The sequence below is a fragment of the Lyngbya aestuarii BL J genome, assembly GCF_000478195.2.
Taxonomy (GTDB): Bacteria; Cyanobacteriota; Cyanobacteriia; order Cyanobacteriales; family Microcoleaceae; genus Capilliphycus; species Capilliphycus aestuarii.
This window is the reverse complement of record NZ_AUZM01000020.1, coordinates 14,933-38,420: the sequence shown is the minus strand read 5'-3', so window position 1 is coordinate 38,420 and position 23,488 is coordinate 14,933. Positions and strand designations below refer to the sequence as shown.

Sequence of the window (23,488 nt, the reverse complement as noted above, 5' to 3'; positions counted from 1 at the left end):
TCCTCTTTTTTAGCCAACCCAGTATGGCTCAACCTTTAACAAGCCAAGCATTAGAAACATTTACGTTTAAAGAATCGTCTTACGCCGTTTTGTTAAACTGAATTGTTATTGTTAAATCACAGACTAAAATATAGGGGAGAATGGATTTGCTTGGGGTGAGGTTTATTGTTAAACTGCGATTACATCAACCTAAATAATTTCATGATGAACTCCCCTTTCTATCCCACTCTCTATCAAGTCAACACTCGTGTTCGACTCAGACAGCTTTCTAATCAATTAAACCGTTTTGCGACTTTAGATGATTTTCCGGATAGTGAACTCGATCAATGGGTCAATCTGGGGTTTAATTGGGTTTACTTGTTAGGCGTTTGGGAAACCGGAGTTTTAGGACGTAATGTTTCTCGTTCTCACCCGGACTGGCGGAGAGAATACGAAGAACTTTTAAGTGATTTACAAGAAGAAGATATCTGTGGATCTTGTTTTGCCATTACCCGTTATCAAGTGAGTGAAATTCTCGGAGGAAATGAAGCGTTATTACGGTTAAAAAAGCGTCTTCATCAACGAGAAATCAAACTTATGCTTGACTTTGTTCCCAATCATACCGCACCCGATAGTCCTTGGGTTGAAGAACATTCTGATTTTTACATCTTTGCGACTCTTAATGATCTGCAACGAGAACCGCTTAATTATGTGCAGATTCCCTTAGCTGGAGAAAATCGAGTTTTTGCTCATGGACGTGATCCCTATTTTCCCGGTTGGCCGGATACTTTACAACTCAATTATAACAATCCGGCTGTTCCTCAAGCAATGTTAGCAGAATTATTAAAAGTTGCTCAACTTTGTGATGGAGTTCGCTGTGATATGGCGATGTTAATTCTTCCTGAAATCTTTGAACAAACTTGGGGAATGACAACAGAATTATTTTGGCCAGAAGCTATTCGTCAGGTACGAAAGCAATCTCAAGATTTTGTGTTTATGGCGGAAGTTTATTGGGATATGGAATGGAGATTACAACAACAAGGATTTGATTTTACTTATGATAAAAAACTGTATGATCGCTTACTTGAAAAACAAGCTGATCCGGTCTTTAAACATTTCTGGGCTGATATTCATTATCAAAGTAAATTAGTCCGGTTTCTTGAAAATCATGATGAATCTCGGGCGGCTGCAACATTTGCATCTGGTGTTCATCAAGCTGCTGCTATCTTAACTTATTTTTGTCCGGGTTTGCGTTTTTTCCATGAAGGACAGTTACAGGGTTTTACCCAGAAAATATCGGTGCATCTGGGTCGAGGACCAAAACAATTAACAGATGCAAACTTAGCCTCTTTTTATCATCACTTATTGACTTGTTTGCGTTTACCTGTTTTGCGACAAGGAACCTGGCAATTGCTTGACTGTCATAACGCTTGGGAAAATAATTTTACCTATAAAAATTTCATTGCTTTTACTTGGCAAAGTGATGAACAACGCTTATTAATTGCTGTTAATTATTCGTCTTATTCTGGACAATGTTATTTGCAACTTCCTTTTGATGATTTCAAAAATCGAACCTGTAAACTCAAAGACTTAATGAGTTCGACTTATTATGAACGTCAAGGAGATGAATTATTATCCTCTGGTTTATATTTAGACTTACCTGCTTGGGGCTATCATGTTTTTGATTTGAGGTAACTGAATCCCGAGAATTGAAAACAGTTTTCCGTATTCCTTCCTAAAATGATTATTATTCAACGACTTATTCAGGCGATCTTAACCCCACTCACTGGACAAGATTGGCGAGTTGTACTGATTAGTTTATTGGTTTATGGATTAGTCGCGCTTCCCCTGGGATTTTTCTCGGGATTTTTGCAGTTTAACCCCTGTTTGCGATCGCGTAGCGTGGCGTTAGCCGTATCGCCTGGGGCGGTATTCAGTAATATCGTCAAGCTGTTTTTTTTCCCGGCGTTGGTTGAGGAAATAGTCTTTCGAGTCTTTCTCATTCCTCATCCTTTAGAAGCAGTTTCTCTGAAAACTTGGGTATTTTGGATGTTGTTTAGTTTGGGGTTATTTATAATCTATCATCCCTTAAATGCTTTAATATTTTACCCCGAAGGAAACCCAACCTTTTGGAATCCGATATTTTTAATTTTAGCCGGATTTCTCGGACTAACCTGTGCATTTGTTTATAGACTAACAGGTTCTTTGTGGGGAATTGTGATCATTCATGGATTGATTGTTTTCGTCTGGTTATATGTTTTAGACGGGATCAACAAACTGGTTAGAGTTGATGATTTTGAGTTTTAGATCAATGACTTGATTAAACTTTCCCTATTGTTTTGAACTTGTTTTAGATATTTTGTCCTATACTTACATTAATTCATGATGTTTTCTCTAACTCAACCTCTCGCTTCTTTTGTCGCCCAAGCTTTCCCAGACGCTTTGTTTTATCAGCCTACGGTTAAACCTGTCATTGCACTCACCATTGATGATGTTGGGGATACCTCAACTCAATTAATTTTAGATGCAATTGGTCAACACAACCAAAAAGTCACAACAGTTGAACAACAAGCAAAAGCAACATTTTTCCTAACCACAAGTTATTTGATGGAAAAAAAAGATGCAATCATTAACATTTTAGACCAACAGCATGAAATTGGCAATCATGGTGTTTTTGACCGTACCCATGCTGACTTAGAACCTGAAGAATTTGAAGAAGAATTGTTGAAAGCCCATCAAGAATTAACAGAAGAAACAGAAGCCAAAATTAAATGGTTTAGACCCGGGCGAGGTCGTTACAATCCAACCATGCTTCAATCTTTACTAAAACTTTCTGAAACCGAAGAATACAATCGTCAGTTTGCTCTTGCTTCGATGATTCCACTTGACACTTATATGTTAACAGAAAACCCGCTCTTTACAGTGAGTTATGTCTCTCAATTTGTATTTCCAGGAGCCATTTTAGTGCTGCATGGAGGTTCAATGCGAAGATCTAAAAATACAGTTTTAGCATTGGAGAAACTGTTGTTGGAATTAACTCAAAAGAATTATCGAATCGTCAGTTTAACTGAACTTGTTGAACAACATTAACCTATTTTACTTCAACAGAGTCCAAATATCTTTCTCTCGTTTCCACCCGAAAGAGATAGGTTAAAGCGGCTGCAAACAGACAAATTAAAGCCAGTAAAAATAGCAACACAGGAACACCGACTGAATGCTGTAAAATCGGTAATGTAAACGCACCGATAACCGCACCCGCTTTAGCAAAAGCAGCCGCAAAGCCCGCACCACTCGCCCGAATAGAAGTCGGAAATACTTCACCCGATAACAGAAATGTAGTTGAGTTTGGGCCAGAATTCATCATTAAATTAAACACAAAGAAACCCACAAAAACCAAAATAATACTTGTTCCTGGACTTAAAGACAAAGTATTAGAAGCAGCCAATATTAATAAGCCGACAGCCATTCCAATAAAGCCGATCACTTGCAGGCGAATTCGTCCGACCCGCTCAATTAATAGCACGGCAATTAGAAAGCCAACAATTAAAAAGATATCAACAAAAGCCGATCCCATTGCTGAAGCCTTTTCTCTAGCGATAAAGCTTTCTTTCCCTGCAAACGCCAAAGCCCCAATAATTGTCGGGGTAAAAATCCCAATTCCATAAGTCGCAATATCTTGTAAAAACCAAGGAACAGACGCTAATATTGTCCGGCGCAAATATTGCCAGGAAAATAAAGCAGAATAAGATAAACGAGATTCTTGCTTGGGAGGATCAGTTTCTGGGGTAATATTAATCGGTTCATCGAGTAATGTAGAGGCAGCTTTTGAGGCTTCATCGTATTCTTCTCGATTGATATGATAAAGCGGACTTTCAAGTAAGAAACTAATCCGTAAAACACCGACTGCGATCGCTAAAATTAATCCGACTCCCAACATCCAACGCCACGCATATTGAATCATGGGTAAAGGCGAGTCAGGATAAACAATTTGAAAAATATGAATCACCGTTAGTCCGGTAACAGCGCCCAAAAGCGCACCGACGGCTTGAAATGTAAACGCACCAATTACCATCCGACCTCGCAACCGAGAGGGAACATTTTCGGTAATATAAGACACGCTGATCGGATAGTCCGCCCCAATTCCGACACCCACGAGAAACCGAAAGAAAATTAATGAAGTCGCATCCCAAGCCAGGGCGGTTCCTGCTGTTGCGAAGACAAAAATGGCGACATCCACCATCAACATCAGTTGACGTCCAAGTTTATCCGTAATTGGGCCGAGGGTGAAGGCACCAACCATTGATCCGGCGATCGCCGCCACTGCTACCGCCCCGATCTGCGTAGAACCCAAGTTAAAGTCTCGCTGTAGAAAGGGAAGGGCGACACCAATGATAAAAAAATCAAAGCCATCTAAAGCGATGAGTCCCGCCGATAATGCCCAGAGTAGCCACATCACAGGGGTAATGGGGGAGGCGTCGAGGCGTTGTTCAAAGGAGAGGGGTTGAGTTGCAGTTGTTGTCATTCTGGCAATTCCGCGTAGGAGGGCTGATACGGGTGTGGATTTATACAGAGGTAAAATACGAACGAAACTATATCACGTTTTCTCGGTGTTTAGAATCTATCTTAGGTCTTTGATTCAAGAAGGCAAATCTCTCAGCAGAACTTTTTGGATCTCCTAGACTCTGTATGATCACTCAGTAAAAGATTATTTTAAAATTCGTTATAGGCAAATATTTTGAGAGTCCTCAAAAGCAATTCTGTGACCCTGAAAATTTAGCTTACTCCAAATAAAAATCTCCCGATCAATCATCTGACCCTCTCGATTTTACCCAGTTTTCCAGGTGAAAAAACACTAAAAAGGTGTGAACATACTTGGTCAAATTTCAGTATTGGTTTCAAAAAAAGGGATCTTCCAGAGTGGATTGTTAACGAGTTATTTAATATAAGCTGTGCTGCGAAAAAATTCATCAGCTTTGTTTGATATTAATTGATCGTTATCACTCTAGAAGATCCAAATGGTTTAATACGTTTTTTTAATCAAATAAATTTTATAATGCAGAAGGTTTGAAACCCATCAGTCTTTTTTCTGCTGAACCTGCTTCCAGGGTTGAAGTGTTGTCGTAAAATTGCCTCGCAAAGCTGCTATTAGCTGAGGTTTTACGGCTTGCGCCCATCGTTCAAAGTTAAATTCCTCATAGCTGATATTGAGGAGAAGTTCTTGAGACTGATTTTTAGTTCCGTTGTTCATACCCTACCTTGAATGTGAAATGACTCGTTCTCAAATAGTGTCCCCGAGCATAACCCTCTGAAGAATAGAAATCCCCTTTGAACTTTTTCTCGTTTTTTAGGGTTCTAGCCGAAACTTGATCTCCTACCCCTGAGTAGTTTTGTTCAGTTTCACTGAATCTATAGATTAATTACATTTTCTCGGAAATGTTGATAAAATTCAAGAAAAAAATCGAATATTTGAATCAAATCGATGCAGTTTTAGGATAGGGCGACTCACCAGAGTCAAATTTGAGTAAACTTTGGGATTGTCCACCTGCAACTTTTAGTCCATTGTTGTTGATGATTACTTCAATCTAGACAGGTCACTGCAACCCTTAATCAATTCTCGTTAATGGTCTAAACAAATGTGTAAAATCTTACGAGGTCTATGCCAAAATTTTCAGCCCAATGATTGCAATAGATATAATCAATACCTTATTCCTTTCGGTGTATAGAATTCTAGAACTTGTGAACAAAATGACTAAATACATTTTACTCATTGATGATGAAGACGATATTCGCGAAGTTGCCCAAATCACTTTAGAATATCTTTTAGCGTGGCGAGTGATTACAGCTTCATCAGGTCAGGAAGGACTATTCCTTGCCCGTGAAGAACAACCAGACGCTATTTTGCTTGATGTAATGATGCCAGAATGGGATGGACTGATGACATTTCAAAAGCTTCTGGCTGACCCCAAAACTCAACATATTCCTGTGATTTTACTAACAGCGCAAGTACAAACTCATCAACACCGAAAATTTGCGGAGTTAGGAGTGAGTGGAGTGATCACTAAACCCTTTGATCCTCTGAGTTTAGGGAATTTAGTGACTCAAATTTTAGATGGGGGCAGAGTTTGACATCACCATTCAACTCTATCCAAAATTATTATTTTGACACCGAATATAGAGCCACTAAATTTTTATTGTTTTTGATGTCAATTTTCCTCTAAAATATCAAGTTTTGTAAGCTTCAGTATCAAGTTTTGTAACAATATTGATTGATTTAGTCAGTTCGAGATGTTTTACCTTTACCTTTAAATATATAGTAAAGATAGTCTATCCAAACCAGGTGACTATCTACAGATTCCCAAGGAGGTGTCAACTATGCCTGGGGTTTATATACTTTTACTCGCTTTTACACTGTGTTCCGTCTGGATCTATTTACAAACGTCCGAAGATATACTGTTTATTTTAGCGGGATTAACTGGACTTATTTGTTTTGTGTGGGGATTTGCATTTACCCATTGGAGTGTTCAAATCTTGATTTTGTGTGGGTTGTTAGGCTGGTACAAATTTTATCTTCCTGAAAGCTCTAGTTTGCGATAAATGAAAAAAAGATTTAAAAAATAGACTTCGGTTTTGATCATCGATTTTAAATTACATTTTAAACATCCTCCTACTCTCTAGTTCTGAGGATTTTTTTGTGTTTATTTTATTAATATCAAAACTAAAGGCTCCCGAAGCATTGCTCTCGGAAACCTGATCAACTATAGCTCAACTATTATGTATGGCAGCACTAAACAATTCAACTGACTTCAGTGAATCGCTTACATTATGCCGATTTGAGAAAGAATGCCTTGTCCAGTTAGGTATTCGGTTGCAAGTCCGATTACAAAACCTAACATAGCCAGACGGCCATTCCAAGTCTCTGCAAACTCTGTAAATCCAAATTTAGCTTCTTGGTTTTCCATGTCTAAAGACTCCTTTTTTTTTGTTTCTGTCACCTATACATAACTTAACATATAGACCTAAAACCTGCAACATTTTTTTACAACCGCTAAAAGTGGGGGCATCGGGACTACGCTACAGCCCCACAACAAACTAGACTCCTAATTTTTGGGTCAACAGTAACCAGTCTGAACCTGCTCATCCGATAATGAACTATTGTAAAGAAGCGATAGATTGATACCAGCCATGAATATTCGGATCGGTAACGGCTATGATATCCACCGTCTAGTAGAGGGACGGCCATTAATTTTGGGTGGAGTTCATATCAAACACGAACGCGGACTCCTCGGAAACAGCGATGCAGATGTGTTGACACACGCTATCATGGACGCAATGTTAGGCGCACTCAGTCTCGGTGATATCGGACTCTACTTTCCGCCAACCGATGAAAAATGGACAGGTGCAGATAGTTTAGTTCTACTCGCTCAAGTCCATCAAATGATTCAGCAACGGGGTTGGAAAGTGGGAAATATTGATTCTGTCGTCGTGGCCGAACAGCCTAAGCTAAAACCTCACATTTCAGCAATGCGTGATCGCATTTCCCAAGTTCTTCAGATCGAACCTGAACAAGTCGGGATCAAAGCCACAACCAACGAAAAATTAGGCCCAGTGGGACGAGAAGAAGGAATAGCCGCTTATGCTGTCGCCTTGTTAGAAGCTTAATTGAATTGAAGTTAGTGCAAGTTATGAAAGATCCTCTCATCCAGATTTGGCGTCGTGGACTCAGCATCACGATCACAGTCGTTTTAGCGATCACGCTTTCCGCCTGTGGCCCTGCAAAATCAACCCTTCCTTCTCGTTTAGTCGTTCCCACCCCGAGCGGGCCTGCAACCTTTAATTACCCCCTTAATAGTTCAGCTTATAGTGTTTTTGGCTATATTTACGACTCATTATTACGAGAAAATCCCTACACAAGTGAACTCGAACCTAGCCTTGCTGAATCTTGGGAAGTTTCTGCTGATGGCCAAAAAATTGTGATTACATTGCGAGACAATTTAAAGTGGTCTGACGGAGAAGATATGACCGTTGATGATATTATTTTTACCTACAATCAAATCTATCTCAACGAAAAAATTCCCAGTGGAGCCGCTGATATTTTGCGAGTGGGAGAAACTGGTCAATTTCCCACCGTTAAAAAGCTCGATGATCGCCGGGTAGAATTTTCGGTTCCAGAACCTTTTGCACCTTTTTTGCGCTATGCAGGCGGTTTACCGATTTTACCTGCTCATGCCTTAGCTGAATCGGTTAACACCCTTGATGAAGACGGAAATCCCGTATTTCTCAGCACTTGGGGAACCGATACCGATCCCGATAAAATTGTGGGAAATGGCGCCTATCGTCTCGAAAGTTATGCACAGAACCAGCGAGTTATTTTACAAAAAAATCCTTACTATTGGCGTCAAGATGAACAGGGAAATGAACAACCCTATATTGAGCAAATTGTTTGGCAAATCATGGAAAGTACCGATACTCAACTGCTCAATTTTCGCTCTGGGGCGTTAGATAGTTTAGATGTTCAACCCGAAGCGTATCCACTCTTGAAACCCGAAGAAAAACGAGGGAAATATACAATTTATACTTCTGGCCCAGATACGGGAACAGTTTCCCTAGCTTTTAATCTCAATCAAGGCCGAAATGCTACAACGGATCAGCCTTTTGTTCAACCTGTTAAATCTCGTTGGTTTAATAATAAACAATTTCGACAAGCGATTTATTATGCCATTAATCGTGAGGTGATGAAAAATAATATTTATTTGGGGTTGGGGGCGTTAAAACATTCTCCGATTCCTGTACAAAGTCCTTACTACTTATCTCCCGAAGAAGGACTAAAAACCTATGAATTTAACTTAGAAAAGGCAAAAGAAATTCTCGCGCAGGAAGGATTTAAACTCAAAAATGGTCGCTTAGTCGATCAAGAAGATAATCCCGTTCAATGGACAATAATGATTGCCTCCGGAAACAAAATTAGAGCGCAAATGGCAACCCAAATTACTCAGGATTTGGCTAAACTGGGAATTAAAGTGTATACTCAGCCTTTAGAGTTTAATGCCTATGTAAACCGCTTAAGAAATCGAAACTGGGAGACTTATTTGGGTGGCTTTACCGGTGGGTTTGAGCCTCATGGGGGTTATGTGATTTGGTCAGTTGACGGACGATTACATAGTTTCAATCAAGGCCCACAACCTGGACAGGAAGATATTGTCGGTTGGAAAGTTGCCGATTGGGAACAACAAATCGATGATCTTTATGTACAAGCATCTCAAGAGTTAGATGAAGAAAAACGCCAAGAACTTTATGGTCAAGCACAACAAATTATCGCCGAAGAACTGCCCTTTTTATATATGGTGAATCCACTCTCATTTGAGGCGATTCGCGATCGGATTGAAAATTTAGAATATACACCCTTGGGCGGTGCATTTTGGAATTTGTACGAACTCAAAATTGAAGAATAATTAAACACTTTGAAATAATCCCCAAAACTTTGAGATGAATCCAGAAGCTTTACAAGATTTACTCGAATCTGTCGCCAACGGTTACATGAGTCCGACAGAAGCCTTGCAAAAAATCAAACATTTCGACTTTGAACCCGTTGGAGATTTTGCTCGAATTGATCACCATCGCAAGCTGAGAACAGGCTTCCCCGAAGTGATTTGGGGGCCAGGTAAAACCCCAGAACAAATTATCGAAATTATCCAAGCGATGCGACAACATCACCCGACTGTGATGGCAACTCGCATTGAAGCTGATGTCTATGAAAAATTAACCGCTACAATTCCAGATTTAGTTTATTATCCCACCGCTCGAATTTGTGCGATCACCTCGCCAACTTCGCCCCCGCGATTATCGGGAACGATTACGATTTTAACCGCCGGAACCGCCGATTTACCCGTCGCCGAAGAAGCTGCCGTGACTGCAAATTTGTGCGGCTTTCCCGTCAAGCGGCTCTGGGATGTCGGAGTCGCCGGAGTACACCGCTTGTTGAGTAATTGGCATTTAATCGCTGAGGCGGATGTATTGATTGTTGTGGCGGGAATGGAGGGAGCATTACCCAGTGTAGTCGCAGGTTTAGCCGACTGTCCGGTTGTTGCTGTCCCCACCAGTGTTGGTTATGGAGCCAGTTTAAACGGTTTAGCCCCCTTGTTAACGATGTTAAACTCCTGTGCGGCGGGAGTCGGAGTCGTGAACATTGATAATGGATTTGGTGCGGCGATTTTAGCCGGCCAGATCTTACGAGTTGCCCAAAAACAACAAACCTCCCCTTAAGTTTTGAGGGTTTTCCGCATAAAGAGTCGTTTTGGCTGGCCAAAGAGCATGGAATTCCAAGCCCGATCAATTTCAGCTAGCCGATAACCAGCTTTGAAGTACAATCGTTTAGCCGGATGATTATCTTCTAGGACGTGGAGGTAAAGTTGAGAGTATCCCCATTGTTTGGCAATCAACTCACAGCGAGAGAGTAATTGTTGGGCGACTCCCAAGCGTCGATACTCTGGATGAACCGCCAGGTTCGACAAATACGGGAACTGACGTGATCGCGAAGCAATCCAAACATTGGGCGATCGCAGTCCCATTTCAACCGTTCCGACTAAGACATCCGTGGTGGTCGGGGACTGATTGACTGAACCCCCCGGAGAACTTGAACTCACAGCAACCAGACAGACATAATAATCTGGGGAATTGGCGAGACGGTTGCGTAAATCTTCATAAATTCCTAAACGTAAAATCGGATAGATCCATCCGAGAACGCCAATGCGCGAGTGGAAGCTTTCGGCTAAAACATCTGTTAATCCTAGTAAATCAGCCGATGTAGCAACCCGGACACTCAAATGAGAAGGATTGGGAGAATATCCAGAAACAGGCGGATTTTGAGACTTTGAGGTTAAGAAGAATGGATTCACAATTCTCAGTTCATGCTATGACACTTTAACTGATCTTAGATTTACTCAATGGAATTGCACCGATCACAAAGGATAATCTAATCAAGCCATCATCTGGTTAGTCACTGTAAAATGAAGACAAAGATACACGCTCACTCAATCAGATACTTTTTTAGTATAGAGCCAGACCGTCAACAGTTTGGAGTACACTGGGAAATTCAGGGATCTTAAAACCAATAAATGCAGTCCTGCTGAAGGGATTCAGAAGTCATCTGTTGCCGTCTCATACCAATAAACAAGAGATCAGAATATGATTGATCTGGGTGCATTTTAGACAAACTCCCAAAATCTCAAGAATGTTATATCTAAACCTATGTAAGCCGTTATGCTGACTCAATTGCGATTCTCCGGCAACTGTGATTACTGATCACTTGCCCCCCGTATTCTACTTTACCATTGACATCATTCGCTTTTGCAGCAGGAGAGCGGTGCATGAATTTCCTTAAGAAATCTAAACCCAAAATTCTAGTTGTTGACGACGAACCGGACAACCTAGACCTGCTCTATCGAACGTTCTATCGAGCATACAAAGTCTTGAGAGCTGACAGTGCGCCCCAAGCTTTAGAAATTTTAGCCCAAGAAGAGGACGTTGCTGTGATTATCTCTGATCAGCGAATGCCTCAAATGAGTGGGACTGAACTCTTGAGTGTGGCCGCAACTCAATACCCGGATGCGATTCGGATTTTGTTGACGGGTTATACTGACGTTGAGGATTTAGTTGAAGCGATCAACTCAGGCCAGGTGTTTAAGTATGTAACCAAACCCTGGGAAGCTCAAGAACTTAAGGTGATCGTTAACCAAGCCTTAGAAACCCACAACGTCCTCAAAACTCGTACCGAAGAACTCAAAAGAGCATTACAACAAGAATCTCTCCTCAACGCCGTTACTAGCACGATTCGTTCTGCGCTGAACTATCGGGAAATGCTGCAACGCATTGTCGAAACCGTTGGACAAATGTTTGAGGTGAGTTACTGTATCTTACAACCGTTTCAAGACGGAGAAATGGTTGAGGAATGGTTTGTCTATCAAGCGTCTCGTTTGAAAGAGTCTGACTTTGGAATTGAAAATTCTGAGTTTAAAACGCTGGTTTGGGAAACCACCGAGGTTGATATTATCCCAGATGCCCAGACTGATGAGCGAATTCAAGCTGAAAGTGAAGAACTTCTTGCCCGAAAACAAGCCTACACTGCTGCGAATATCTGCTCTAGTTTGATTGTACCGTTGTTTTATCAACAAGAACTGATGGCTGTTCTGGCTATGCACCAAGTTGATGAGGTGCGAGAATGGCTCGATCACGAAGTCCAGTTGATTATTACGGTTGCCGATCAAGCTGCCCTTGCTCTGTCTCAAGCTCGTGCCTACGAACAAGTTCAAGAACTGGCTAAACGTGAAGTTCTTGTTAATACTATCACTGCTGCGATTCGTTCGAGTCTCGATCCTCAGAAGATTTTTGCGGCTATTACTCAACAACTCGGACAAGCCCTCAGCGTTGATGGTTGCGCCCTATCTTTGTGGACGAAAGAGGATGAATTTGTGCAATGTGTGGGGTTGTATGATGCTCACTATGAAACTTCTGTTGTCCGAGACTGGTCAGAAGATGAAATAGATGAAGTTGATCAAATAGATGAAACTTCTGCTGATGCTAAAAGCCCAGAAAATTTACCCCAGTCAGCCGTTCCCATTCGCGGAAATCCGGTTCTTCAACGCTTATTAGATACTCAAAATCCTGTTGTTATTAATGATTTGACAAAAAAACCAGACTGGAACTTAATTGAGCTTCCTTTGCGATCGCCATCGAAGGCGTTAATGGTGGTTCCTTTACTTCTAGATGATCAAATTATTGGGAGTATTTCTCTGCGTCAAAATGACTCCATTCGCAAGTGGACTGAAGCGGAAGTCAATTTAGTTCAAGTGGTTGCGGCTCAAGCTGCCTTAGCCGTACAACAAGCCCGTCTTTATCAAAAAACTCGCCAACAAGCCGAAAGATTACTCGAAGTTGATCGCTTGAAAACAGAATTTTTTCAGAATATTTCTCACGAATTTCGCACTCCGTTAACGCTGATGATCGGCCCTTTAGAAGCGGCTATTAATCAGACCCAAGATTTACCCTATGAACAAGCTAAAATAGCCCTGCGAAATTCCCGGCGACTTTTGCGCCTAGTGAATCAATTACTGGATTTACAACGATTTGATGCCGGACGAATGCAACCGAGTTTTCGTCCTTGTGATCTTGTGGAGTTTTGTCGCCAAACAGTTGAATCTTTTCAACCCTATTGTGAGAAAAAAGGGATTAGACTTGAAATTACTCTACAACTTTGTGAACCCATTTATTTGGATTTAGAACGGTTTGATAAAGTTCTTTATAATCTCCTTTCTAATGCCATGAAGTTTACTCCAGAAAATGGTGTTATTTATGTGAGTTTAGAACCCTCTGGAAGTTATTGTCGTTTACAAGTTAAAGATACGGGAATCGGGATTCATCGCGAACAAATACCCCATCTATTTGAACGCTTTCGTCAAGCCGAAGGTTCCACCAATCGCTCCTATGAAGGGAGTGGTTTAGGATTGGCTTTAGTCAAAGAGTTGGTAGATTTACATCGAGGTCAAGTTTCTGTAGACTCAGTTTATGGCGAAGGTACAACATTTACAATTTGGCTACAAACCGGAATTGCTCATTTACCGGCAGATCAGGTTTTAGAAGTTCCCGCTGAGTTGAATCCTAGACGAGCGGCGGTAGAATTGTCAGATGTGGAAGTTGAATTGAGTGAGGATGAAGTCTCTAATACAACAGAGGAGATTTTGGCAGATAATCACCTGATTACAACTTCTGAACCTTTAGAAAATACAATTTTAGTTGTTGATGATAACCCCGATTTGCGTCGCTATTTATCTAATATTTTAAAAACAGCTAAGTTTAATGTTGTTATGGCTCGTAATGGTGCAGAAGGATTTGAACAAGCTAAAACCTATCGTCCCGAAGTGATTATTACTGATTTAATGATGCCTGTTATATCGGGGTTGGATTTAATTCGCATGATTCGCGAAGATGTTCAGTTAAAAGGGACTCCGATTATTTTATTAACCGCAAAAGCGGATGAGGATACCCGCATTGAAGGCGTTGAACGAGGTGCTGATGCTTATGTTTCTAAGCCGTTTAATGATCGAGAATTACTCGCTGAAGTTCGTAATTTACGAGCGCTAAAAGAAAATGAACGTCGGGTTGCGGAATTAAATCGATATTTGACAGAATCCGTTTTAAAGCGGTTTTTACCCCCTCCGATGGTTGAACGAGCGGCAGCAGGTGATTTGGTGTTAGATTTAAACCCAGAACCCCGTTTAGTCACGATTTTATTTACGGATATTGTTGGGTTTACACGAATGTCAAATCAACTTCAGTCTCGCCGGATTGCTCAGGTTTTAAATGAATATTTAGCCGCAATGACTCAAGCGGTATTTGAAAATGGCGGAACGGTTGATAAGTTTATCGGAGATGCGGTGATGGCGTTGTACGGGGCGCCGCAAGAGTTACCCCCAGACGAACAGGTGAGGCGGGCATTGGCTTCTGCACGGGCGATGTTGCGGGCTTTAGAGCAGCTAAACCTCAGTTGGCAAGAACGAAGCTTAGTCGGTCAGAATGGTGTTGAACCGATTCGTTTTCGCTGCGGGATTCATCAGGGGATGGCAGTTGTTGGAATGTTTGGGTCCAAGGAGCGATCAGATTACACGGCAATTGGCCCTTCGGTTAATATTGCGGCTCGTTTACAGGAAGTGGCTTGTCCCAACAGTATTTTAGTCTCAGCAGAAGTCGCACAATACCTCGACCAACGGGAAATCCTCTCGGAGGAAATGCAGTCATTGAAGGGGATTGATGAACCTGTATCCACCTTTATGATTAGTTCTGAGCCGATTACTGAGTGACCTCAAAATTTTTGCTCAAAAATTGCTCAACTTTTCAAAACTTGTGCTATTATAATAGAACTGCAATCTTGCGGGTGTAGTTTAGTGGTAAAACCTTAGCCTTCCAAGCTAATGATGGGGGTTCGATTCCCCCCACCCGCTTTTTATTCAATTTCTCATAGTGTAACGCTTTCAGTCTTCTGATCTCTGTAATCTGATTGACTGTTTACAAACGAGACAGCAAGTGAGGGTAAAAGAAAGACTTCCATAGAGGTTGATTTGTCATTGGTAACATATTTTTGTGATTGAGCAGAGAGCAATATAAAAAACTTACCTCTTTCCCTTTTTTCTTTTAGAGTTTTTATCGGGGGGAGTTACCCATTCACAATTAAAAGATTTATCAAGAAGCTTTTTGAGGCTAATAACCTTTATTTTACCATTACTGACTTCACCTGTGTAGCTTTGGATATTTGTAATTTCGTATCCTATGCCATCCAATTCTTCAGATAAAGCTACAGATCCAAAGTAATCGTAAGAGTCTTTTATTTGCTCACCATCTTTTGGAATCTTCATATCCCAACATACGATTTGATCGGTTACTATCAGTGGATGATTAAACTCGTCTCTTTCGTCAAAGGTATACTTGTATTCTAAGCCTTTCTGAACATTTTGCCCTAAACTTTTTTCTTGAATCTCTACAGCCATGCTATCAATTCCCGTACCCGAAAAAGTAAGTGGTCTTAACCAAAAATGAGCATATTGTGAGTCAACAGGAACAAGATGAGAAAACATAGTGTATAAAGCACCAACCCAATGCTCTTCTCCTATAGAGGGTTCTATTAGCCATCTGCCCTGAAGATGATCAATATCCCTTACTTGAAATCTTGGTCTATATATAATATTTTCCTTTAATGAATTAATTTGGCTGATATATTGATCGATTTTAAAAGACTGATTTTCTTGCTTAAGCCTTGTTATAAGCTGTTGAAAAACTTCGCTTTCCCTTTGGAATTGATCCAAGAAAGATTTAATTTTTTTGATAAAATTATCGTTTTTCATAAGTTTTAATCCCCCTTCACTCAATGAATTTCTGTCGGTCACGACTTGAAAGCTTCCGTTAATCATTAAAATGTAATGGGATTGTGCTTTACTACTACTAAGTATGGTATAGTCTGCTAAATCACTATGGTCAAATAACTCATTATATTGACAAATTTTTACTCCCTCTGAACAGATAAATGTACCTCTTTGATCAGTTAAGCGAATTCCCGATCTTCTTCCCTGTCTTCCCTGCCTATCAAGTTCTTTATACAATTCAAGCGCTCGGCGGTGGCCATCTATTGCCAAGGTAATGCAGTAAGTTCTCTCCTGAAATTCAAAGGTTGTAGCGTTTGTGTCATGAAATCTGCCATCGCTTAATCTCGATACCTCTTTAGGTTTTTTGATCGTCAAATGTTCTAGATTATTGGGCTGTTCTAAATAGGGATAACCCGAAGAAATTTTGGTGAGTTTGTCTTTTGTCCAAATAGATAATTGACAAGAATCATTGTATCCAGGAGTATGTTTAAAAAGTTCAGCTTTACTTGATGGAAATCCAGTTGTTCTTGGTCGTAAAATTCTCATATCTCCGTGCCTTGTATTAAATCTTATATAATTTCTAATATAAGACTTATCAAAATTAGGGGATGGATCATAAAATGATGAGTAATCTTCCACCTCAATCCATTGAAGAATAATCATTGTTCCATTAACAAACTTTTTATTAAACCAAGATTGATTAAGATACTGAAGGATAGGTGATGTTCGGTTATCGGGGATATTGAATAATTTTTCCAAGGTCAACCAAGGTGTATCATCACTTTTAGATGAAATATCATAATCAATGTTCAAGTTTGTTTTAGGGTTGTCAATAGATATTGAACGCCAGTTCTTCTCATCACTACAACGGGTGATTAAAGTGATCTTACTAGAAGCAAAGCACAGCTTTGAACCTTGGCACTTGTAACCTATAGATTTGCCCCTAGTTTTGGTCGTTCTACCTATTGAGAAAAAAGCTTTGTAAGGACTGATTTCATTAAACTCCTTTATTTCACTCATCCCTGTACCATCATCAAAGAAGATTAAGCCTTCATATTGTAACAAAGGATAGATCTCTATACTTGATGCTTGAGCATCGTAGGAGTTAGAGATTAATTCGCGAATAACTTCACAAGGATTTTTGCGATTAACTGAAAGTTCAGATAGAGAGTGTGTATAAGAGATTTATGGAAACTGAGGCATATACGCACAAGAAAGTAAAGTTTAAGGGTAGAAGAATACTATTTTTTAGTATACTGAACAAGCTGAATTTTTTCAACATTGTTTCGGATGACACGAGGTGTCAAGTACCAGATGAGATTTCGTTCATAACAAATTAATTTGGTGAAATAGCTGATATTTAGCTGGTTTAACAAATTAATTTCGTTCGTTTAATTTAACTAAATAAATCCCATACCCTACAACTAAAGTCAGGCAAAAGGGGGGTTGTCAGTAGCAATCCCCAGATCGGTTGAGAATGTCTCCTCGCAAAAGGTAAGTTGCTCATCCTCTCTCAATTTATGGCTTCCTAGATATTTGAGTTAGATCAAACGACAGGAGAGAGGGCAGCAAATACCAGCCACTCCTGGATTATTTGTATGATTGCGACAAAAGCAAAGTGACTCTGACTTTCGCAGAAATTGAGGCATTGACACACCGATTAACTCCCAGCTTTTCGGTAACTTCTCGAATTCTCTGTCCTCTTTTTAGAATATTCCCTCAGCTCCTCGATCTCTACAGCTAAGGTGATAATTTGGGTGAACTGTAGGGAATTAAAATTATTATCACTAATCAAAATTAGCGATTGCCGCTCCCGGCGCGTGAGCGGTATCTCTCAGACTCAATCTTTTCGGCGGCATCCAATGCCTGTTGGAACACCTCTAAAGAAGAGGGCAACAAACGAGCCGGCTAGTTCAAGCAGTTGCTCAACTTGTTCCGATGGCTTGTTGATTTCCTCAATCTCAGCCAACCGCTCTGTTATAGCGCTACTCACTAAGGTTAGGACATTTGTAAAGGCTGAAAACCCTTGATAATCGAACTTTTGCGCTTATTGCTTTTTGCAAGATTGCCGGAGCGTAGCGCTATACCCAATTTTCCGAGTTTACGGGTGTTTTGACACTCCCCCGAATAAATTCGTGGGGAATCTTTCAGCACTATTAAGAGCTTAAGATATTAAAATTAACATCCCAAATCCTCAATCGCTTAGGCGATGTCAAAACGCCCCTAGCCAAATCGTTAGGATTGAAATCAATTCCTAGCGAACTGGTTACTTTTCGAGCAATGTTTAATGCTCCGTTAATATCAGCATTAAAGATTAATCCGGTTTTAGATTTATACTGTCCTCTGGTTATTCTTTTACCTGATGGTTTCCATTTTTCGGGTTTTTCACCGTATTTTGGGATCGCATCAAGAGCTAAAGAATCAGACTTGGAAGTATAGCTTTCTTCTGTTTCTACAAACCTTAAACAACTTTGCTCGCAAAGTTGTTGAATGCGAGACTTTAACTTAGCAGTGGGTACAGAAACAAATTTTTGATTGTTCTTTCTACCCAAGCTTGATTGCTGTTTTTGACCTCGGTTCCAGCCAAAGATAACAGTGCCAATCTTGTTATTTAAACAGTGATCAATGACTAATCGCGCAGCTTTATTAACAGCGTCTCGCATCTGTCTGTTACGTTTTTCGGTCGTTTGGTCAAGCAATTTACACCAAAACCCCTGAGATTTTTTTTCTTTAATCGTTGCAACACGTTTGTTATACCACTGATTTAATGATTTCAGATGTTTGCCATCAACAATAAAGCTAGTGCCTACATTGCTAACTGCTGTTAACCAGTTATCTAAACCAGGGTCTAAAGCCAAGAAATTATTTGGATTTAGATCAAACACAATAGGTTCTATATCCTCAGAAGTAATCCAGACAGCATCAAAATAACCCGCTCTAGGAACGATTTGAAGTTCTTTAACCCTTGACCAGATTAGATTGCTGGGGAATGGTAAATAGATGTACTGAAGATTAAACCAAACTTTGCAGCTAGTTCCAAGTGGGACTCTAATTCCATTATCGGTAAACTTTAGCCATTTCTTAGGATATGAAATCTGAAATAACCCAGACTTTCTGTATTTAGGTGGCTTAGGTTTTTCAGGTAAACTACCTTGGATCCAAAGTTTACTTAATACTTTAAACCCCTTAAAAGCTTCTCCTACAGAAATACAAGTTTGTTGTGCCGCACTCGCATAAATCGATTTGGCGTGAGGATTATTTTTCATAACCGTTGATAACCAGCGTCCGTTAGAAATTTTTCCAGTTTTGAAATACAACTGACGAGCTAAGTATGTCGCACAGTTATAAAGTTTGTTGGACTCCGTGCAAAGATATTCCAGAACTGCTTTGAGTTCATTGTCTTCTGGCAGTCGATTGACTTGTGCGAAAAATTGTTTAACCATACAGAGATGTTAGCATAGGTTTGTCGATAACCACAAAACGGTCAACATGAGAGAAGCTTCTCAAGGATATCGCCACGACCCGCATTCTGTAGGCTTGGCGACAGTTCACCTTTGTTTTATACCTAAAAGGCGTAAACCCGTTCTCAAAGGTGCTATAAGACAACGACTTAATGAAATATTTCAATCTGTAGCGAAGGAGAAAGGTTGGTTTATCCGTTCAACAGAAATAGCACCTGACCATGTACATTTACTGATTGAGTATGACTCTAAACACTCTATTGCTGATATTGCTAAAGCGATGAAAGGAAGATCTTCAAGATTACTTAGAGAGGAATTTCCCGAATTATTAAAATTACCTTCTCTCTGGCCTAGAAGCTATTTTTATGAAACCAGTGGAAAGATTAGTACCGCTAAAATCAAAGAATATATTGAAGACAGGCATCACTGGTAGTATTTAGGCGAACTTTAGTCGCTCGTGGCAAGTTTCCGCCCCTGAATAAATTCAAGGGGCTACCACTTTACCGGACTGTTTCCCGTGTTGTCTGGCATCCCTGATAATCCTGCTTGAAAGTTTATCCCGGCTGAAACTGTAGATAATATTACCCCCGAATCCCCACCTTCCGGCGTCGATCTGGATTATTTTTTTACCAATCAGCTAACATTGTTATACAACGGTTCATCGGCGATCGCTTTTTTCCGAGAAAATTCCATCGTTAACGGCTGTCTCGACTTGAATTGGAGAAGAATCCAAAAGCCATCTAAAAAACTACAGTTGAGCGTTGCAAATCGCCGTTCAGTTTGTTGAGCGAAAAACGAGGGATGAGAGGACTGACTGTAGGTCAGTGCAGGTCTAGAACCCCTATCTGTTACTGGCGTAGGCAGAACGGGTGTGGCAGGACTCGAACCTGCGGCTCGCTGCTTAGAAGGCAGCTACTCTATCCACCTGAGTTACACACCCAAGATGACAATCTTTGAGATTTATTATAGCTTACCCAAGTCAAGTCTAAAATTTTCTGTTCAATTTTAGGTGACTCAATGACCGATGAGCTGTAACGAATCGTGAACTTGCTTCCCTCAAACAGACGAAGATGGGTGCTTGACTCGTGTTATTCTGGGAGGGAGCTGGAATCCCCCTAATTATGCTTCTCGTCGGAGGTCAGTGTTAGAGACTAAAATGACAGACACAGCCTCCAGCTCTAACAGGAGTAGGTCAGAGTGTCATGTTTATTCTGAAACGGCAGGATGTTGAAATTCAAACCATTCAACACCCAAATCGGGATCAGCAGATTCCCATTTTGAATTATCAGGGACAGAGTTTTCGCCTTATGAAAGTGTTTACCTCCCAGCAAGCTGATGAGGCGAGAGCCTTTTGGCGAGAGCTGACGGATAACCGAGGCAAAGCTTGCGTATTGCTTGAAGAACCTGATCGATATAGTGTTTGGGGGAAAGTTCGCCCGGATCAATTGGTTAGCGATGGTGTCAGTACGAGCAATAGTAAACATTCTGCACTCGTACAAGCGTGTTTGCTGGTTTTGCAAGCGGTTTATTTTGATGTGGAAGACTTATTAGGTGCTCGACAAGCTGGCTCTTTTGAAAAAGATTTAGCTCAAATTTTTCACAAAGCGAAACTTCCACAGATGGAAACTCAAGATGCCGTGAAAACCTTGCTAACAAAAGATCCTCTTGACGAGCTGCAAGTTCCCCCGTGGCAAGAACATCATCTCAACACTTTATTAGAAGAACTCTATCAACTTGCTAAACAATATTTTGGCAATACTAGCTTTGCAGAGGGAATGAATGAAGTGTTAGAAGAAATGAGTACCGAAGATCGCACTCACTTTATTGGTTGGCTCAATCAATCTTCGGTGGGTAAGCTGTGGGCAATAGGTTAAGGAATGTTGAGAAATTCTCAGCTCTGAGTCTCAGATATGGGACGCTGAACTATAGACCCTGCTAAAAAGTTGAACTTGGCAGCTTGTCGGGGGATAAAATCATAGTTTTTCATGTTAAATTGCCTGTTATTTTATCGCTATGAGTAGCACTTCACAAAAAAAATCGCTGTCGATATCGTCTATCCTTTCCGCTCAGAATCTCGTTATTTTTGGGATTGTCTGGGCGGTACTTGCACTACTGTTTTTTCTGCTATTTAGTGTCACCCCGGAAGGGGAGGAACTGCCGTTATGGTACTCCCTTGGCACTTACGTCTTTGAATTGGGTGCTTTTCTGGTGGCAGCATTAGTTTGTTACCGCAACTGGCAGAGTCCCCAAATGGTCAGTGGACGAAACGTTTGGCTAGGTTTTGGTTTAGGATGTTTCTTTTATTTCGCTGGTGGTGTACTGTTTGGCTTTTGGGAATTGGTCTGGCATTTAGATCCAGATGTTTCACTCGCTGATTTATTTTATATCCTCAGTTATGTATTCTTGGGTTGGGGTATGGTTTTAGCCGTCACCTCAAAACGGTTGAATTTAGAAATTTGGCAATGGGCAGCCATCTTGGGAGTCGCAGTCAGTGGAACAGCACTCGCGGTTTGGGTGGCTGATCCTTCCTTCTTTGGGCTAGTTGGCTCTGAAGAAACGGTTGTGATCGAACAAGTTGCCCCAGAAACGACTGCCCCATCAACAACTTCGACCGCAGCACCTGCTGTCATGTCTGCGGCAGAAGAAGAAGCAGAAGAAGAAACGACAGCCCCCGGTTGGGTAGTGGGTCTTGATCGCAAATTAGAGCCACTGGCGACTGGAGTGAATCTGTTTTACATTATTGGTGATGTTTTTCTGTTAATTTTGGCAACTGCTCTGATTTTGGCGTTTTGGGGTGGACGCTTTTCTCAATCTTGGCGAATGATTGCCTTTGCAACCTTCTCACTTTACGTTGCGGATATGTACTTTAAGTGGACAGACTCTCGCGGTCAAGGAGAATATGAAAGTGGTGGATTATTAGAAGTTTTCTTTGTATTTACTGGAATTTTGTTTGCCATTGGTGCGGTATTAGAATACGACATCTCCACTCGTTCTCGTCAGAGTAGACGGGGAAGACGTGGTAGTGGTAAAAGCTAAAATGGAGAGAACGGGTGAGCGAGTCATTCGGAACTCAAAAGCTCAGTTTTCCAGGAACGCTCGCCCCCTCAACAATCACTTTTTGATTCTCTATCTCAGATCTCAAACCCCAAAATAGAATGTCATCCTCCAAATTATCTGACGCTGAAAAACAGGAAATTGTTAAGTTGTATCAACAGATGCCAGAGGAGACAACTATTACTCTGGCTGACCGTTATGGCGTAAGCAGTTCAACCGTCAGACGTGTTCTTCAAAGTGCTATCCCCAAAGATACTTATGAGACACTGACTCAACAAAAACAACGCCTACATCGAACCGGTAAACGTTCAACCCGCAATGCTGAGGAACTGGAAGAAAGCCCCTTAACCTCAACGATTGAACAGGAGTCTCAAGAACAATTTGAAGAACAATTTGAAGAACAATTTGAAGAAGTCTCGCCGGGATCTGATTCTTCTCCAACGATTAAACGACGACGTAAACGGTCTTCTGCACTTGAAAACGAGGTTCAATCGTTAGACTCCGAAGCAAGTTCCCCGCCCATTCCCAAACCGATTATTAAATCAGGAGATGAACAATCCAACTCTTCTCCTAAACCCAATACAGCGACTAACATTGACCTCATTGCTGAAGACTTTTTGCGGGAAGAATTCAGTGAATTTGAACAGGAGGATGATGATGATAACGATGATGATGATTATATTGAAGAAGATTCCGATGATGAGGAAGAACGAGAAAAGTTCTTTACTTCTTCTTTTTCGATGGGCGGATCAAGTCAAGTTAAAATCTTACCCTTCACAGAAGCAGAACTCCCAAAAACCTGCTATCTTGTGATTGATCGGGCGGCAGAATTGGTTGCTAAACCCTTAAAAGCGTTTAGTGAGTTAGGGCAGATTCCCGCAGATGAAGTTCACCAAAAAACGTTACCTGTGTTTGATAATCATCGAGTTGCCAGCCGCTTTTCTGCGCGAAATCAACGAGTCTTTAAAGTTCCCGATACTCGCCTGCTACAAAAAGCTGCGCCATGTTTACAAGCGAAGGGAATTACTCGACTATTAATTGATGGTCAAGTTTATCGGTTTTAATTTTTAGGAGTAGGGTGGGCAATGC

At 40.8% G+C, this 23,488-nt stretch carries 19 protein-coding genes and 2 tRNA genes; 14 read left to right on the top strand and 7 right to left on the bottom strand.

All coding sequences use genetic code 11. The annotated features are described in order from the left end of the window. Positions 1 to 201 precede the first annotated feature (201 nt). The 3 genes from M595_RS10700 (at position 202) to M595_RS10690 (ending at position 3,069) form a co-directional block, all read left to right on the top strand. The gene (locus tag M595_RS10700; protein WP_023066233.1) at positions 202 to 1,674 is read left to right on the top strand and encodes an alpha-amylase family glycosyl hydrolase; all 1,473 of its coding nucleotides are present in this window, start codon (positions 202 to 204) and stop codon (positions 1,672 to 1,674) included. A 45-nt stretch (positions 1,675 to 1,719) separates the two neighbouring features. After that, complete coding sequence (locus M595_RS10695) at positions 1,720 to 2,286, top strand: CPBP family glutamic-type intramembrane protease (protein ID WP_023066261.1); 567 nt, start codon at positions 1,720 to 1,722, stop codon at positions 2,284 to 2,286. 75 nt (positions 2,287 to 2,361) lie between these two features. Further along, positions 2,362 to 3,069, top strand: a complete 708-nt coding sequence (locus M595_RS10690) for a polysaccharide deacetylase family protein (protein WP_056041122.1) — start codon at positions 2,362 to 2,364, stop codon at positions 3,067 to 3,069. A gap of 1 nt (position 3,070) precedes the next feature. Here M595_RS10690 and M595_RS10685 read toward each other — a convergent pair whose 3' ends face one another. Together M595_RS10685 and M595_RS31130 are read right to left on the bottom strand one after the other, a co-directional pair. Then, the gene (locus M595_RS10685) at positions 3,071 to 4,501 is read right to left on the bottom strand and encodes an MFS transporter (RefSeq protein WP_023066260.1); all 1,431 of its coding nucleotides are present in this window, start codon (positions 4,499 to 4,501) and stop codon (positions 3,071 to 3,073) included. 552 nt (positions 4,502 to 5,053) lie between these two features. Then, positions 5,054 to 5,227 (bottom strand): hypothetical protein, encoded by a 174-nt coding sequence (locus M595_RS31130; RefSeq protein WP_023066198.1) that lies wholly within the window; start codon positions 5,225 to 5,227, stop codon positions 5,054 to 5,056. A gap of 497 nt (positions 5,228 to 5,724) precedes the next feature. On the opposite strand from M595_RS31130, the gene M595_RS10680 reads away from it, so the two are divergent. Together M595_RS10680 and M595_RS10675 are read left to right on the top strand one after the other, a co-directional pair. Further along, positions 5,725 to 6,105: a response regulator gene (locus tag M595_RS10680; RefSeq protein ID WP_023066230.1), complete on the top strand. Its 381-nt coding sequence runs from the start codon at positions 5,725 to 5,727 to the stop codon at positions 6,103 to 6,105. 246 nt (positions 6,106 to 6,351) lie between these two features. Beyond that, positions 6,352 to 6,573 (top strand): hypothetical protein, encoded by a 222-nt coding sequence (locus M595_RS10675; RefSeq protein ID WP_023066210.1) that lies wholly within the window; start codon positions 6,352 to 6,354, stop codon positions 6,571 to 6,573. Between the two features lie 221 nt (positions 6,574 to 6,794). Here the strand turns inward: M595_RS10675 and M595_RS10670 are convergent, their stop codons facing one another. Continuing rightward, positions 6,795 to 6,938, bottom strand: coding sequence for a CAB/ELIP/HLIP family chlorophyll-binding protein (locus M595_RS10670; RefSeq protein ID WP_023066221.1), 144 nt, complete (start codon positions 6,936 to 6,938; stop codon positions 6,795 to 6,797). A gap of 223 nt (positions 6,939 to 7,161) precedes the next feature. Between M595_RS10670 and ispF the strand changes: the two genes are divergently transcribed. From ispF to larB, 3 genes are read left to right on the top strand one after another with little or no spacing between them, the layout of a single operon-like run. Next, positions 7,162 to 7,638 (top strand): 2-C-methyl-D-erythritol 2,4-cyclodiphosphate synthase, encoded by a 477-nt coding sequence (ispF, locus tag M595_RS10665; protein ID WP_023066264.1) that lies wholly within the window; start codon positions 7,162 to 7,164, stop codon positions 7,636 to 7,638. Between the two features lie 23 nt (positions 7,639 to 7,661). Continuing rightward, a complete protein-coding gene (locus tag M595_RS10660) occupies positions 7,662 to 9,428 on the top strand; it encodes an ABC transporter substrate-binding protein (RefSeq protein WP_023066217.1) in 1,767 nt (588 codons plus the stop codon). Between the two features lie 34 nt (positions 9,429 to 9,462). Continuing rightward, positions 9,463 to 10,239, top strand: coding sequence for a nickel pincer cofactor biosynthesis protein LarB (gene larB / locus M595_RS10655; RefSeq protein WP_023066199.1), 777 nt, complete (start codon positions 9,463 to 9,465; stop codon positions 10,237 to 10,239). Here the strand turns inward: larB and M595_RS10650 are convergent. After that, positions 10,236 to 10,871, bottom strand: coding sequence for a GNAT family N-acetyltransferase (locus tag M595_RS10650; protein ID WP_023066228.1), 636 nt, complete (start codon positions 10,869 to 10,871; stop codon positions 10,236 to 10,238). The two genes, larB and M595_RS10650, sit on opposite strands and share 4 nt — an antisense overlap. Positions 10,872 to 11,342: 471 nt before the next feature. On the opposite strand from M595_RS10650, the gene M595_RS10645 reads away from it, so the two are divergent. Continuing rightward, complete coding sequence (locus M595_RS10645) at positions 11,343 to 14,828, top strand: response regulator (RefSeq protein ID WP_023066266.1); 3,486 nt, start codon at positions 11,343 to 11,345, stop codon at positions 14,826 to 14,828. A gap of 70 nt (positions 14,829 to 14,898) precedes the next feature. Then, a tRNA-Gly gene (locus tag M595_RS10640) sits at positions 14,899 to 14,969 on the top strand. Positions 14,970 to 15,137: 168 nt separating this feature from the next. On the opposite strand, the gene M595_RS29220 is transcribed toward M595_RS10640, so the two are convergent. Next, on the bottom strand, positions 15,138 to 17,009 hold the full coding sequence (locus M595_RS29220) for an ATP-binding protein (RefSeq protein ID WP_275044460.1): 1,872 nt from the start codon (positions 17,007 to 17,009) through the stop codon (positions 15,138 to 15,140). A gap of 1,031 nt (positions 17,010 to 18,040) precedes the next feature. Continuing rightward, on the bottom strand, positions 18,041 to 19,327 hold the full coding sequence (locus M595_RS10630) for an RNA-guided endonuclease InsQ/TnpB family protein (protein ID WP_023066196.1): 1,287 nt from the start codon (positions 19,325 to 19,327) through the stop codon (positions 18,041 to 18,043). 46 nt (positions 19,328 to 19,373) lie between these two features. On the opposite strand from M595_RS10630, the gene tnpA reads away from it, so the two are divergent. Continuing rightward, a complete protein-coding gene (gene tnpA / locus M595_RS10625) occupies positions 19,374 to 19,778 on the top strand; it encodes an IS200/IS605 family transposase (protein ID WP_023066194.1) in 405 nt (134 codons plus the stop codon). A gap of 433 nt (positions 19,779 to 20,211) precedes the next feature. Here tnpA and M595_RS10620 read toward each other — a convergent pair. Next, positions 20,212 to 20,285, bottom strand: a tRNA-Arg gene (locus tag M595_RS10620). Positions 20,286 to 20,547: 262 nt separating this feature from the next. On the opposite strand from M595_RS10620, the gene M595_RS10615 reads away from it, so the two are divergent. The 3 genes from M595_RS10615 to M595_RS10605 all read left to right on the top strand — a co-directional run bounded on the left by M595_RS10615 (position 20,548) and on the right by M595_RS10605 (position 23,463). Next, a complete protein-coding gene (locus M595_RS10615; RefSeq protein WP_023066258.1) occupies positions 20,548 to 21,219 on the top strand; it encodes an Npun_F0813 family protein in 672 nt (223 codons plus the stop codon). Between the two features lie 139 nt (positions 21,220 to 21,358). Further along, a complete protein-coding gene (locus tag M595_RS10610) occupies positions 21,359 to 22,381 on the top strand; it encodes a hypothetical protein (RefSeq protein WP_040483928.1) in 1,023 nt (340 codons plus the stop codon). A gap of 119 nt (positions 22,382 to 22,500) precedes the next feature. After that, positions 22,501 to 23,463 carry a hypothetical protein gene (locus tag M595_RS10605; protein ID WP_023066257.1) on the top strand — a complete coding sequence of 321 codons (963 nt, stop codon included), beginning with the start codon at positions 22,501 to 22,503 and terminating at the stop codon, positions 23,461 to 23,463. The last annotated feature ends 25 nt before the right edge of the window (positions 23,464 to 23,488 follow it).